This window comes from Candidatus Competibacteraceae bacterium, from assembly GCA_016699715.1.
Taxonomy (GTDB): domain Bacteria; phylum Pseudomonadota; class Gammaproteobacteria; order Competibacterales; family Competibacteraceae; genus Competibacter.
On the sequence record CP065007.1, the window covers coordinates 1,804,918 to 1,819,526 of the forward strand.

Annotated in this window: 10 protein-coding genes and 1 pseudogene; 3 read left to right on the top strand and 8 right to left on the bottom strand. The window is 54.6% G+C overall.

Translation table 11 applies throughout. The features are described from left to right. The first annotated feature begins 5 nt into the window (after positions 1-5). The 3 genes from IPM89_08055 (at position 6) to IPM89_08065 (ending at position 1,372) form a co-directional block, all read left to right on the top strand. On the top strand, positions 6-431 hold the full coding sequence (locus IPM89_08055; protein ID QQS55841.1) for a nitrogen fixation protein NifX: 426 nt from the start codon (positions 6-8) through the stop codon (positions 429-431). A gap of 74 nt (positions 432-505) precedes the next feature. Further along, positions 506-823, top strand: coding sequence for a ferredoxin III, nif-specific (gene fdxB / locus IPM89_08060; GenBank protein ID QQS52900.1), 318 nt, complete (start codon positions 506-508; stop codon positions 821-823). Positions 824-943: 120 nt separating this feature from the next. Continuing rightward, a complete protein-coding gene (locus IPM89_08065; protein ID QQS52901.1) occupies positions 944-1,372 on the top strand; it encodes a TOBE domain-containing protein in 429 nt (142 codons plus the stop codon). Positions 1,373-1,406: 34 nt separating this feature from the next. Here IPM89_08065 and vanZ read toward each other — a convergent pair whose 3' ends face one another. The 8 genes and pseudogenes from vanZ to IPM89_08105 form a co-directional block, all read right to left on the bottom strand. Next, complete coding sequence (gene vanZ / locus IPM89_08070) at positions 1,407-1,778, bottom strand: VanZ family protein (GenBank protein QQS52902.1); 372 nt, start codon at positions 1,776-1,778, stop codon at positions 1,407-1,409. 314 nt (positions 1,779-2,092) lie between these two features. Continuing rightward, entirely contained in the window at positions 2,093-5,851 is a 3,759-nt protein-coding gene (locus IPM89_08075) for an AAA family ATPase (GenBank protein ID QQS52903.1), read from the bottom strand. A gap of 3 nt (positions 5,852-5,854) precedes the next feature. After that, positions 5,855-8,119, bottom strand: a complete 2,265-nt coding sequence (locus IPM89_08080) for a DUF3883 domain-containing protein (GenBank protein QQS52904.1) — start codon at positions 8,117-8,119, stop codon at positions 5,855-5,857. 72 nt (positions 8,120-8,191) lie between these two features. Then, positions 8,192-9,078: pseudogene (locus IPM89_08085) on the bottom strand (IS982 family transposase). A 42-nt stretch (positions 9,079-9,120) separates the two neighbouring features. Next, complete coding sequence (locus tag IPM89_08090) at positions 9,121-11,871, bottom strand: hypothetical protein (protein QQS52905.1); 2,751 nt, start codon at positions 11,869-11,871, stop codon at positions 9,121-9,123. Positions 11,872-12,100: 229 nt separating this feature from the next. Next, on the bottom strand, positions 12,101-12,364 hold the full coding sequence (locus IPM89_08095; GenBank protein QQS52906.1) for a hypothetical protein: 264 nt from the start codon (positions 12,362-12,364) through the stop codon (positions 12,101-12,103). 404 nt (positions 12,365-12,768) lie between these two features. Further along, entirely contained in the window at positions 12,769-13,347 is a 579-nt protein-coding gene (locus IPM89_08100) for a 3'-5' exonuclease (protein QQS55842.1), read from the bottom strand. 162 nt (positions 13,348-13,509) lie between these two features. Continuing rightward, complete coding sequence (locus IPM89_08105) at positions 13,510-14,067, bottom strand: cytochrome b/b6 domain-containing protein (GenBank protein QQS52907.1); 558 nt, start codon at positions 14,065-14,067, stop codon at positions 13,510-13,512. Positions 14,068-14,609: the final 542 nt, after the last annotated feature.

Genomic DNA, 14,609 nt, shown 5'->3' on the forward strand with positions numbered 1-14,609 from the left:
CGGCGATGACGACGACCGTGAAACTGGCTTTCGCTAGCAGCGACCGCAAGCGGGTGGATCAGCATTTTGGCTCCGCCAGCGCCCTGGCCATCTACGCGGTGAGCGAGCAGCAGGCCACCCTGCTGGAGTTCGCCCAATTCGGCGATCTGGAGCAGGACGGCCACGAAGACAAGCTGGCCACCAAGCTGGCGCTGGTGCGGGACTGCGCGGCGGTGTACTGCCAGGCGATCGGCGGTTCCGCCATCCGGCAGTTGCTGGCCGCCGGGGTGCAACCGATCCGAGTCGAGGAAAACATGCCGGTCGAGCGACTGCTGAACGAGGCGCAAACCGCGCTCAAGTCTGGAACAGCGCCCTGGTTGCCTGGCGTGCGCCGGCGGCGGAACGATCCCCAGCGCTTCGAGGCGATGGAAGCGGAAGGCTGGCAGGAATAAACGGTTCCCTAACCGCTCCCGGTCCGGTCGCACGCCCGTACCGGGACATCATGCATAAACCAGAGAGGTCATTTATGGGCGCAGAACCCAATATCACCGGTATCACTCGTGGAGGAGCCGCCTGGATTCCTCAATTCGCGGTCGCGCTGGACGAAGGCAAGTGCATCGGTTGCGGCCGCTGCTACAAGGTTTGCCCGCGCGATGTGCTGACCATCGTGCAGCGGGCGGTGGACGATGTGGACTTTGATGATGACGACGATGACGACGATGACGACAGCGACAACTCGTTCATGATACTCACCAACCCCATGGATTGTATCGGCTGCGAGGCGTGTTCGCGGGTCTGCCCCAAAGCCTGCTTTACCCACGAAGCGCTGCCGGTGGCGGCCTGAAGCATCGCCACCCGGACGTCGTTTCCGTAGACTACCCGTCGTCCGGTAAGCCGCCGGACGACGGGCTGCCCGTCGCCGGCGTGTCAGCCGCCAACCTGTCTACCTTCGCGGAGATCGACAATGCAGATCAGCACCAGAAACCAGTTCAAGGGTCAGGCGACCGTCCTCCGCATCGGCCAGATCAACGCCGATGTTAGCGTCGATATCGGCGGCGGCGACCAGATCAATGCCCTGATCACCACCAAGAGCCTGGAAAATCTGGGTATCCACGACGGCGTCGAGGTCCACGCGCTGGTCAAGGCGTCGTCGGTCATGATCATGAGAGGGTCCGCGCCGTTGAAGCTGAGTGCCCGCAACCAGTTGCGAGGCAACGTGATCCGCTGCCAGAAGGGCACGGTTAACGGCGAGGTGACGATCCAGTTGCCGGGCGGCGGAACTGTCACCGCCATCATCACCAACGAAAGCTTCGACGGTCTGGAACTCAAGGAAGGCGCCGAGGCGATTGCCGTGTTCAAGTCCACCAGCGTCATTCTGGGCGTAGGGGCATAAGCACGCCTTTTGCCAGGAAGGTGTCATCGCCCGCCTACTCTGCGACAGTCCGGACCCATGCGGCCGTTAACTGACGCACGGTGCCATAAATCGCGATGCCGATGCCATCGGCCAACACATCCAACAGACTGGCCTCCCGGTCCGGGGTAAATCCCTGGGCGATTTCTATCCCCACCCCGAAGGCCACCAGGCCCAGGGCGAGGCCGCGCCAGAACGGCCATCCGGGAAAGGCCTGTTCGGCGAGCAGGGCCAGGGTGAAAAATGCCAGCCCGTGATCCAATTTATCCCACGCGGTGGTCACCGGCACGGTGGTCGCCGGCATCAAGGCGAGCACCATGATCGCGATCACCACAAGGACCAGGGCCAAACGGGCCACGGGTAGCGGGAGCCAGGGAAGTCGCGGCATTTTGATTTTCCGATTCGAAAGTGGAGCGGTTGCTGTGGTCAGTCTCGTTCATCCGGGAGCAGCGTATCGAAAAAAAAGCGATTTCGCATCCCGATCAACCTCGCTCCCCTTCGAACCGGCTTCCCGCCTCACTCGTACACCGACGCCTTCAACCGCCGTGAGGCCACCGGCGGCGGTGCTCTATTTCCGTCTGGCCGACATTCATGTCCAGTAGATCGAAGACAGCGAGCACCCCATGCACGGGGTAATCAAGACGCCGATCAGCCAGGCAGCAGCGACGCTGCGGTGGCGCGGAGAATTGAAGCGCTCAAAAATTAGGCTTTGAACCGCAGTACTTCCACACTTATCTTGCTTTTCTTACAGTTAAATATCTTCCGATCCCCCTTCTCGGCAGCCAGATCATAAAGCTGCCGCATGAACGCGAGTCCCGCGACCGCTTCTTCCACATCCAGCACGCCGGGGGGCGCATCTAAAAGTGGTCTCGGCAGAAAAAGGACCGCCTTGCAACGGGCGCGAGTGATGGCGACGTTGAGGCGGTTCCGCCCGTAGATAAACGCCGCTTCGCGCAGCGCAAATTCGGGGTCCGAAACACCATAGGAGATCAGGACAGCTTCGGCCTCCTGACCTTGCATTTTCTCCACCGTATCGACGAACGGATTCGTCAGCCCCTTGCGGGCAATTGCCTTGCGGATCGCGGCAATTTGAACGTGGTGAGGACTCACGATGAAGACACCGGGTCCGTCTTTTCCGGTGCCGTGGAAGAAGTCCCGGTCATTGGCATAGGGCGTCCCAGCAACCGTGACCATACCATTCCGCAGCGCGCGCGTTAATCCCGCGACCAAGCGCGCTTCCAACAAATTTTCCTTACCCGCATCCACCCCGTCGAGCACCACCATCACAAACGGATATTGGGGGTCGAGGCAGTGCTTGGCGAAGCGACTCATGCCATCCGCCACCGCCCAACGGAGTTGCTGGGTCGCAATCTCGTCCGTAGCGCACCTGTATTGATCGCCGTAAATGAACTCAGCCGCAATGGATGTCAGAGTGGCGTTCATCCGCCAGTTTTCATGGAGCTGCAAGCCGAGCGCGGCGTGCTGGTCCACGCGCAATGCAGTCAGGATGGAGCCGTGGATGGCGGGACCCTTTACCGGGTCTGGCCATTCGCCCTTGACGATAGGAGGAAGTTGCTGGTGATCACCGGCGAGCAGCAGATGGCCCTCTTGGTGACGAAGCGTTAAAGGAATACAGGCTTCAGAAAGTCGTACTTGGCTGGCCTCGTCAATAACGACGAGGTTGAACACTTGGCCGGGGCTGGCTTTAATGCAGGCGTAAACCGTGGCGCCGATCACTACCTGATCCTGTCCCAAGATCTGGTTGCGGAACTTCGGGTCAACCTCAGTAACGGATTCTGGTTTTTTATCGCCCCTCCATTCTCCGGCTTTCCACACAGATACATTCGTGGTGGTGAAGCATGTCTGGAGGGTGCGAGCAACGCTTTTCAATACGTTCTCGATGGCAGCATGGGTAAATGCGGTCACGAGTATACGAAAGGGTTTCTGCTCAACGTGATGCGCGGCTACCAGTGCGGCTATCGCTGCGCCAATGAAATGCGTTTTTCCAGTCCCCGGTGGGCCCCAAACGACGGTACTTTCATAGTGGCGTAGCGCTTGGAATGCCTTGTTCTGACTGGGAGTCAGCGAAAGCGAGGGAATGCTCGCAGCAACCCGTTTTTCCACCGGTGTATTGAGTGAACAGGGGCTTGATGAAGGGGCTTGCAGGGACGTGACCAGCAATTGCGGGCCAGAGCGGTCAAGACTGACCAGCCAGCGGATCACCCTATCGGTGTTGTAGTCAATGAAACGGGGGTGCATCACATAGCGCTGGCCGGCCTCTGCGAATCCTGTGCTGAATTCCTGGCTCCAGGCTACTTGCAAGGTCTGAGGAATCCCGGCACTGTCGGTGCCCACCTTTTCAATGCCCACAATGGCGCGATGTGGTGATTTTTTACCGTAGTAGCTCTTGTCCCGGCAGTAGTAATCAGGGAATCGTAACTGTGCGAGCCGACCATAGTCGTCGTCCGCCACGAGCAACCAGTTGGGCATGGTGTTTTCATCGAGGGTAGCAGGACCTTTTACGATCTTGAAGTGATCGCCACCTACAGCCTCCAGTTCAATAATTTTGTCCTGTGCTCGCTGGATTTCGCGCGCCTCGGCCCGCGTTGCCTGTATCTCCAAGCAGGACATCATGCTCTCGAAACGGCTAAAAAACGCTAACTGGGCCAGCAGTGGCGATTGGATGCCGCTGGTACCCGGCATTGTGAATTTCGGTGGCCATGCTACGAGTTGCGCCCCTGCTTGCTGGCGTAATGCGAACAGGAGCGCACGGCTTGCATAGAGCAAGTCTCTGCCGTTATTGCGAACAATGGAGAAGTCCTGCTGACCATCCCAAACCTTGTGAATTCCGTCCGGTCGCATCGCGTGACCCAGCGGAAAATGAACGTGAGGATTGCGGGCGTAGGTAAAGGAGCTTCCGAGGGCGGCGAGCGACTCCGGCAGGGTATAGCTGGTATCGACGGGCAGGGCGATCAACTGGGCTTGTGCCGATAACAACACGACCAGCGGGTAGGCCACGGGTTCTTCTGGGTGTTGTTCGATATTGACGAGATCAGGACTGGAGAAGTGGAGCAGCAGACGCATGGCGGCTTGCTGGATCGCCGGATCAGTCAAGGCTGTCATGAGTAATCGGCTGAATACCGCACGCTCCCGTTCGTTGTGAACGTAGCACTGCAAGGTCAGTTGATTCTGCCAAGTCCGGTTCTGGTTGTAATTGGCGACATTCTTGAAGAGCGTGTTGAGGTAGGTCACTACACCGGAAACAATCGTAGGTACCTCGCTGCGTGACTTAGCCACCCACACCGCCGGCTTAGGTAGGTCTGTCTTACCGGTAACCGGCTCTCGCAGATTCTCCCGCACGGAAACCAGTACCCCGGCAAGATAACAAGTTTCCTCCAAGGGTTCCTCTTGGGCCGTGAGAAAAACCGCGACGTTCTCGCCGATGGGGAGCAACATGGACCCCGCACCGTGAATAATCGGCTGGTCTTGAACAAACGCGGTGGTCTGACCCCGGAGGAGGTGACCGCGACCGGCAAGGGAAGCGCAACGCGCTAGCGTGTCGTCGGCGGTGGGCTGCGCTAACCAGTGGTCGAGATCATCGACGGTGGTGACGCCTTGTTTACCCAGAAAGCGCTTGCCAAACCCGGTCAAACCCGCCAAGCGCGAGATGTTGTTCGTCGTGCGCGTTTCAGCGCGACAGTGATTAAAATAGTCGCACCATTCACACCGAAAATGTAGATGCCATGCAGCTTGATCCGCCGGATTAGAGCAAATCCGTGATAGGTCTTGACGGAGCAAACGGATCACATGCGGGCGCACGGGATTTAGGTCAACATTAAGCGGTGTGTCGGTATTTCCAAGCCATACACTGCCCGTAGCGACATCTACAACCCCGTCAATGCCTTCGGCGGCGATAATGGCTTCCAGTTGCCAAGCGTAAAGCAGGATTTGGATGCGATGGATGGCTTTGGCGGTATCGCCGCGCTTGATATCAATGACCCGGAATCGGCGTTGTTGGCCGACCGTCTCGATGGCAATCAGATCCGGGTGATTATCGGAGAAACGGATTAGAGCGGAGTTGATACCGAAGCGTGTGTAGAAGGAATCAGGCGCACGTAATGAACCTTGGTAGATAAAGCTCCCGGTCTTAGCGGTGCGGAGGGCATCAAGGGTTTGGTGACGATCAAAGCGACGATCACGCACTGGAGTATCGGGCGTACCACTCGCTATGAGTACCTTGCCTTTCAGCAATTGTTCGACAACCTGTTCTTCCCAGCCATACCCTGCTTTTTGAATTGCATCCATCACTGGGCTGGTATCTGGCTGGTGTTGCGGGACACCCTCTGCTTTTCTATTGGGGTCTGGTGTAGCGGAGAAGCGCAGAAAACGCTCACAGTCGTGGAAGAAATAACGCGCAATGCGTGATGGACTCATGCGAAACGGCGGCATTATGGAAGGCATGGCTTATTCGTCCCCGTCGTCGGGTCCGACGAGTGGCTCAGATGGCTCTGTTTCAGCTTTATCCCGCCAATGGCATGCGTAGAGATAGAATCGGCGTGTTCCCTTTGCAGGATTATGGATGCGAATTACACATGGATGGTCGGTTCCGATGTTATCTACAACGTAAAGCCACCAGTCACCTTCCTTCATACGTGCGTCATCAAACTGGCGGCCTGTCATGGTCACTGTCGCGTCATTTTCCCAAGTACCTTGGAGACCTTTGACTTCAATCTTACGCTCATGACCCGATGAGTCGTCGACACTCGACACATCGTACCCGGCTTGATTGCGGGTGGCAATCGTAGGTGTACGTCCTTCTCCCTGTTCGTATTCAAAGACTTTCTGGCGAGCGTCAGTATCATCTTTCGAGAGTTTTGATTCGCAGGCTAATTTTTCCTCTTCCTCCTCTTCGCTTCTTGGGCCATCAATAAGGAAACGGTTCGGTGCCTGTTTCACTCTACCCATAAATCGAGATATAGCAGGATCAACAATAGTTTTAATTCTATTAAACCATCGGCGCTTATCAATTCTCTCAACGTCTTCTCCCTTGCCTTCAGGTTCATTTAGATTGGGTGGGGGCACTGGCGGCAAAGGTGGTGGAGATTCTACTTGTCGCAAATTAATAATCTCTTCGGGAGTTGTGGGTTTAACGGTTTTATTAGGGTTTTCTACCTTGGTATTGGGTTCCATCTCAAATTCTGGCACCCCCAACTCACGACAGAGTTGTTCGTATTTGCGATTGAAGGTCTTGTCATTATCGAGAAGAGGGAGAAGGTCCAAGAACCGAAGCCCTCGGGCGTTACCTCCGAGTCGTAAGGCTTGCTGGACCAATGGCCGGAGATCAGTCGCCCATGTTACGGACCGATCTCCCACGACATACATGGACTTATCACCATCCCATCTAGCGTCTAGATTATCCTCGTTCGGTTCCCTGCCATCGATGCTGAATGTTCTACTGATGGACTGGACAGAATAGAGGGTGAGTTCAGTGGTAGAAAGCTCATCTTCCTCTTCATCTTGGCCGTGAGCATTTATTATGGCCTTAGTAATGAGACGGAGCCGTTGAGTTTGCTCGCTCAGGCTGCTTTTATTGCCATAAATATCGACATTTAAACTGAATCGCTGACCATCAGACAGACGGCTGATTCCAAGAAGTCCGATTAAATTATTAACATTGATATCTTTCTTCTTGAAAATCCAGGCTTCTAAACAAATACTATCGTTATCACGCAGGCACGCTGCCTTCTCTGGAGCATCGTTCCAGACAGGCTCAGGGTTTGTACTAGGTAGCGGCAACCATTTGCCGTGATAAACTCCAGGTTGACGACAAAAAAGTTGCATCTTTCCGCCTTCACGAATCGCTTTGATCTTGGGCCATACCGACGGTTCGTCCGCAACTATGCGCCAAGCAGACACGACTTGCTTTTGGACATGAAAAGCGTTCTGCTGGGCAACCGCGCTCCATACCCATTCGAGGTAATCAGTGGCTTGATCGGCTGTAGTTCTCTCGGGAATTTCTAAAATTTCAACTAACTTCGTAGCAAGATCAGCTAATAGAGTATCTGCTACTGCAACCAGAAATCCTTTAAAATCAAATTGACCTTGAGAAGAATTGCCCGATAACAGCCGTGTTGACCCAATTCTGGTTTTCCCATCGCAGCAGGGATTTTTAACTGGAATCAAGTCATGCTTACGGGCATTTTTCTTCAGACGTTCAACATCGAGTTGTGTATCATTGAGAATTTCACGCCATAGATCTACCAGTATTTCATTGGAAGTTTCAGAGTGCTTAACTGCGTTAATCAGCCTATCCAATGGACCATACTGCCGTACATCTTTACCAAAATTGACAGCTTCTCTCAGAGGCTCCAGTCCTTTTCTGGTTGCATCATCCAGATCAGCAACTGGAGCATCCGGATTGTCTTGATCAGGCCACAGCAGCACATCTTTTGGCTTGACTACCCCCTCACCTTTTGTCGGTACCCAAGCCTTATCTCTCAACAACTCGATCCAGTTTTGGCATTGATGATTAGAAGCGGTGCTAAGTTCAACATAGGCACGTCTTTTGTCGGTAATTATCCAGGAAACATAGGTTTTTGTTGGGAAGAATTCATAATTGTGGGTTCCAGTGCCTTTTGTTTCACTGTGATCCGTTTTCGAGTATTCTCCCAGTGCAAGTACCTTAGCAAAAGCACAGGCACGAGCATGATCAAAGTTGCCATTCTTCAAAATTTCGTCCCACGGGCCGATAGTGGTTTCAAATATATATATTTTTATAAAAGTTACGCGATGTTCGACTTTTCAGGCGATCAGGCTCTCAAACTGCAGGTCTGACCGACCGATTTGCCGGTTCATGAAAATACCCAAGGTGTGCGCCAAGATTTTTCGGGCGATCCGACTCGTCAAGTGCCAAACATCCCGCGCCCGGATTTTCTCAAAATGAAACTGCTCGGTCAGTTGACCGATGACGGTTTCCACGAGGCGGCGGGTTCTCGTCAGTTGTTGGATGATCCAAGGCGCACGGGAATCGGCCATGTTCGCCCGCAAGGGGGTTTGCAAATCGATCCCCGTGGTTGCCAGTTCCGCCTGAAGACAGGCGCTCAGGTATCCCTTGTCGCCAATGACCAAGCCGTGAACGCCGTCCGTCAAATCCCAAAGCGCTTCGCGTTCATCACCGGCGGCGGGGGTCACCGTCCACGCCGTGATCACGCCATCGAATGTGATCATCAAGTGACCATGAAGTCCATAATAATACTGCTTTTTTGCCGCGCAATAGCCGAAGCCGGCCGCCTCGGGAAAACATCGGCATTGCGGGGCACGGGTCAGCATACACACCGGCATGGGGCAGCCATCGACGAGGTGAATAGGGTCCGTCACCGCCCCCAAGTCGATCAGCAGATGCCGATGCAGCCGCTGTTTGACGACCCAGAGATTGGCCGCTTGCTGGGCAAACGTGGTTCGCGATCCGAGTCTTGGAAACCACGACGGCCAATGACGACGGAAATACTTCCAGATGCCCACATCGGTATCCAAACCCAGAAACTCACCCACCACCTCCATGGTGATCACTTCGCTGTCCGCCAACTTCGGGGCAAAACCACGCTGGCGCAAGCGATGATCCCCAGCAGGGCTTCCAGGTGTTCTTCTACCCAGCAAAACACCGTGATGATAAAGTCTTCAAGCGGCATGGCGGTCTCTCCGTGCGGTTGAGGTGGTTGGTTCCTCTCAGCTTAGCTCGCACCGTCATGCCGCATCGGTCTGCCCTCATCTCTCCTCGAAAAAGTCGAACATCGCGTAAAAGTTTTGTCTTTATAAATATTTTCAGGATCCAGATTGAGAGGAAGATCTTGAGGTTTGGATTTATTTTTTATATTCGGTGTTGTTGGTTTCTCTATATACTCTCCAATCTTATAAAAATGATCTTCCTTAACTATCTTCCACCTTGGTAGAAGAGATGTTTGGCATTCACTGATAAAAAATTTCTTCCAAGCACCACTATCATCTCCATAATCTGGAGCGACAATAGATATTTCGCCAGCGGCTGCTTGCTCAATATGAGAAAAGCCGTAAGCAGCTCCTACCCAGACCTCATTTTTTGGAAATAGCCCTAGTTTCCCATCCTTTGTTGCAAGAACATGGGTTACTGCGTCATTTACACGCAATTTTCGAAGGGCTGTGGTTACAGCGACGACACGATGGATCATATCCTCTCGATTATCTTCCGCTTCTTTCTTAAAGAACGGTTCAGTGATATCACGCAATTGGCCATAGCCATTCGGCCAGAGCATTTTGACGACGGCAAATGCGTCAACTTCATGTTTAACAACCGAATTCTCTGGAATTCTTATAAGAGCCAGCATGAGCGCCAGCGCGGGCGTTTTCTGTGGGTCAAGTACAAGAATCTCACGCACGTCTTTCTCAAGACTACCATAATATTGATAGGCCGCCGGGTTCAGAGTATTGATAGCACAGAGTTTCCAGTGTCCATTAGGTAGAATACTAAGCGAAATGGATGGCGCGTATTGTTGGCTTTTACTTCGCAGCGTTGCAGCGACTACATGGATGACGACCCACGCTCTCACATTTTCAGGTAGTAATTGTAGGATTTTTTGATAATTATCTATTGTTGACTCCCATTCTTTATCGCTGGGTTCACGGAGAATTTCCATCGAGTAAAAAAATTGACCTGCTGGATCCTTTCCTGCTGGATCCTTTGTAGAAAATGCGAATGGATAGAATCCACCAAGCCAACGACGAATAAAATGTGGTGCCAAGTCGGCCAAGAAAGCATCTGGGACGGATCGACATTCATCAACTTTTACAAATTTGTAGGTGCATTGATCAGGACGGACAACCAATCGATGAGCAATTAGGCGGCCACTTTGGGTAGGCGAAGAAGAAGTTTTCTGCTCGTCTTCAGAGGGATCACTGGTTAGCAAATCTCCTATCTGGGGTTCTGGGGAATCTAAAACTGGTGTTAGGGGTTCTGTGCAAAGCGCTTCAATGACCGTGGAAAAATCAACCTCTTTCTCCAGGAGAGTAAGTATTGGTTTTCCATTATTCATCTGAAACGTGGGCAAACGCCGGTAGACTTCTTGAATCTCCCAAGATCCTTTTCGATTCGCGATCCATTGCAGTAATCGAATAATCAGGTTTGGCAATTGCGATATGACATCTGCATTCCAAGCATTATCTCTGGCTGACTTCGGGTGGGTGCGTTCGGCGTTGAGTACCCAGTTAGCTTGAAGGTTGAAGCCGAGCGGAAGTGTCTCTTCTGTGGGTAAAACGGCATAACACTTCCCGATGGTCTGCCCATTGATAAAATTGCCTTGTTCATCGATTTCGGTGAAGAGAACCAGTTCTTGCTCGCCAGGATCACTGGAGTCCTCTCGATAATCCTGCCAACACTTGACAGCCTCGGCAGAAGGCGCCCAGCGGGTACTGAGAAAAAAGAACCACCGGCGCTGCTTTTCTGAATCGTCCGAGTGGAAATACTCAACATAGGGTAGTTCGTCGGTTTCTCGCCCGACTCGGGTAATTTGTCCATTCCAATTCAATTCCCAAGTATCGCTCTTAGTTCTCAGAGAGCGTCGGGCAAGAAGCACTGGAACAGCAGTTTCTATTTTTTTAAAATCTTCGAGTAAGGTACCATATTCAATCAATTTTTCTCCTTCATTCGATTCGGAAATTCGTACACGCGAGAAATCAAAACGACAGTTAAACCCTCCTTCCGGCGGAGTAGAATCACACCACTTGGGAAGAAATTTCCATTGGCCATCGTTTGTGTTATCCGGTCGGTCATAGCAGAATGACCATTCTTTATCGAAGACCCCAACATGGTCGAACCGGCTATAAACCGACTTAAAACCCAACCCCATAAAACCAATAGTGCGGCCAGATTTTCCTGATGCCCCAACAGCAGAAAGTCCAAGTACGTCGCCAGCATTGAATTCCTTACCATCATGCTGAAAAATTAGCTTATTATCACTGATAACGAATGACAGACGCTTTGCACCATCGTCTACTGCGTTCTGGAGCAACTCAAAAAGGTATAAATTAGCACGGGAAAATAGCTTTTCTAATCCTTTAATAAAATTTCTTAATATATAAGACCCCATTATCTGCTGAGCATGGTCATACGCAATTGTTTTTACTACAAGTTTGCGAAGACCTTCATCTTCTAGCACAACCTCAGCAACATCATTATTATACAAACGTCCTAATGCAGCCTCTTCTTCGAGAGGTGACCACTCCTCCCCTGACCACCAAAACCACTGTGGTTTATCATTATCTCGAACTAAGGCAAATCCTAGTTTTTTGAAATCATCAGTAGCGGGAGGATTGTCGTCAGTAACTACCGAACGGACTTGCTCTTTATCTAGCCAAAGGGCATTCTTTCCATCGGACACACGAAGAATCTGAAGCCGGTTGTAGCGTGGTTGATATTTATTTGTGCACCAAATTTTTAATTCAGTCGACATTTGATCGCTCCAAATTGATTTGTTTTGTTTGACAGTGTTAGCCCGTCACCCAAGAATATAACTCGGGTCGTCGTCCTCGATCAGGTCCATCAGGTTGGTCCAGAGCGTATCCCAGTAAGTTTTTTCCCAGATATAGAAACGCTGGAACAGCGGGACGATGAAATTGCTGGGTGGGTTCAATGAACGGCCGGAGCCGGTTTTCTTCGGCGTGCATGGTGGCCTTCGGCATTCAGGCCACGCTGGGGGGTTGGCCGGTAGCGGGCGGGTCTTCCGGAACCCCCCCCGCACACCGCCGGCTATAGTCGAGGATCATCACCTCGACCATGTTGGATAGGCTGCGGCGCTCCCGCGCGGCCAGCGCGCGCAAGTCCTCCTTGATCGCGGGGCTCAGGCGCAGCATCAGAGTGGCGGTCTTGCGGTCGGCCATGCGCGCCTCCAGCGACGGGGCTTCGGATGTATTGCGGAAATGTGGCCACTCTATATTACTTGACAACCGCAAATCAAACGTTGCATTTCTAGCTCTATAAATCAGGTGTTTCGTCTGTTATCAGTGACATTTATCGGCCTCTGAACCCGTCGCTCCGCAGTCCGCCCGCCGGCGTACCCTCGTCGCCCGATCCAAATTTAGCGGGAACCCGCCCTGCCGCCCTTCAGAGCGCCTCGTCCACCCATCGCCACCGATGCAACGCCAGCAACGAGCGATCGGGGGCAAACCGGGTGGCGGTTTCCGCAACGGGCTGACCCTCACGGAGAAACCGGCGGAAAACGTTGCCAGCAGCCGCGTCCCGGTCCGGCCCGCTATCCGGCTCCTGAAAATAGAAGATGGCGGCCCTGTCGCCGGTCCACGGGCCGATGCCGCGAATCCGGCGGAGAGGGGTGACCCGAGCGGTTGCGGAGTCAACCCCCCGGGGTTCGCTGTCGGTACCGTTCCAGGCAGGCGCCCAAGGCGGACCGCGGGGTCTGTTGGATCAAGCGCCACCGGGTGTGGCTCACTACCGGCAGGCGGTAGCGAGTCTGCACGTCGGTTTCCATCCGCAACAGCAGGTGCGCGGTCCTCTCGGCGTCTTCGACCAGGGTGCCGAGCGGGTGGTTGGGGGCGTCGGGGTACAGGCGCCGGGCCAGCAAAACCGTACAGGCAAATTCCTGGCGCCGGGATTGCTGGATGCGGGCCAGTTCGGCGTCCAGGACCTTGCGGTCGAACGCGGCGTTGTGGGCAATTAGCGGACAGTCGCCGATGAACTCGGCGGCTTGGCGCATCACCTCGGCCGCCGGCGGGGCATGGCGGATCATGGCGGAGGTGATGCCGGTAAGCTGGACGATGAACGGCGGGATCGGGACCTTCGCGTTCATCAGGCTTGGATAGCGATCCACGATCCGCCCCGCGCGAACCAGCACCACGGCGACCTCGGTGGCCCGCGCCCCGCCCTCGGGCGAGAGGCCCGTGGTTTCAAAGTCGATCACCGCAAGGGTTTCCATCAAGTCGGGTTCCGGGTGAGCGCGCAAATTGAATACAAGAGAGTCAAACTCAAGGGAAGCCGAAAACCGCGAAATAGACCATCAGGGTCGACCATGGAACATCAACCACGATGGCCGGCCAGAAAGTCACCGCGGGGTCGAGCGCCCGAACGGTCCACCGGCTTAGCGAAACAGGCTCATCCGCGCCATCACCCCGTCGCGCTTGATCCGCCAGTGCCACAGCGCGCCGCCAATATGCAGGATGATGAGACCCAGCAGAACCCAGCCGAGCAGACCGTGGAGCGAGAACAGCGTCTCGCTAAGCGCCTTGTCCTTGCCGATCAGTCCCGGCAGGGTCCAGCCGAAGAACTGCACCGGGTAGCCGCCCGCCGCCGTGGCGAGCCAGCCCAGGATCGGCATGGCCAGGAGCGCGACATAGAAGAGGCCATGCACCGCATGGCTGGCCACGCGCTCGAATCCATCGAGGGGTGGCCGATACGGCGGGACGCCCAAGACCCGCCGGAAACCCAGACGCAGGAGCATCAGAACCAGGATCAGGACGCCAACGGTCTTGTGGGCGGTGTAGAGGGCATTGGTCCCCGCCTTCCCAAAGGTTTCCTGGGTGCCGTCGAAACCCAGAAACCCCAAGGTCATGCCGACCCCCAGCACCCCCAGTACCAGAAGGGCGATCAGCCAGTGCAACAGGCGTTGTACCAGGGCGTAGCGATGAATCTCGGTCATGGTGTCCTCCTGTCTGTGGTTCCGAGAAGAGCCAGTGCGATAGCAATGAAATCATGGACCCCGCGGTGATCGACGGCAATGTTCGCCATGACGATACGGTCGAGCCCTGTGACTTTCAAAAACACCGCTGGAGCTTTTGGGTAATGAGCTTCAACCGATCACCGTGCGCCCGGACCAGCCCTTCGTGACCGTCCCGCACCGGAGGTACGAGAACGGTTCCGCCGTGTGCCGGCGGCCGAGAACGGCCGGCCACTGGGGGGGGTTGCGGCCACGGTGCGTCGCCACGCCGCCCTGGTCCGAGTGCGACCTGCCTCACCCTCTCGTCTTGGACGGCGACCCCGGCCAACCACGATCCCCGTGCTCGGGCGTGGGCACGGACATCGTGCGGTCGGAAACGGTCATTCGAACAGACAGTACCCGTTTTTCGCGCACCCCCAGCACCCCGTTGAACCCCTCGCTCCGACCAGCGATCGCGCCCGATCCGAGACCAGTGATCCACCGTCGGCACCATTCAGCAAAAAGGGGCATCAGGGGCTCCAAAT

Coding starts and splice junctions, on each gene's coding strand:
- IPM89_08100 (QQS55842.1), bottom strand. CDS start 13,347: ATGGAAACCCTTGCGGTGATCGACTTTGAAACCACGGGCCTCTCGCCC.
- IPM89_08090 (QQS52905.1), bottom strand. CDS start 11,871: ATGTCGACTGAATTAAAAATTTGGTGCACAAATAAATATCAACCACGC.
- IPM89_08075 (QQS52903.1), bottom strand. CDS start 5,851: ATGCCTTCCATAATGCCGCCGTTTCGCATGAGTCCATCACGCATTGCG.
- IPM89_08055 (QQS55841.1), top strand. CDS start 6: ATGACGACGACCGTGAAACTGGCTTTCGCTAGCAGCGACCGCAAGCGG.
- vanZ (QQS52902.1), bottom strand. CDS start 1,778: ATGCCGCGACTTCCCTGGCTCCCGCTACCCGTGGCCCGTTTGGCCCTG.
- IPM89_08065 (QQS52901.1), top strand. CDS start 944: ATGCAGATCAGCACCAGAAACCAGTTCAAGGGTCAGGCGACCGTCCTC.
- fdxB (QQS52900.1), top strand. CDS start 506: ATGGGCGCAGAACCCAATATCACCGGTATCACTCGTGGAGGAGCCGCC.
- IPM89_08105 (QQS52907.1), bottom strand. CDS start 14,067: ATGACCGAGATTCATCGCTACGCCCTGGTACAACGCCTGTTGCACTGG.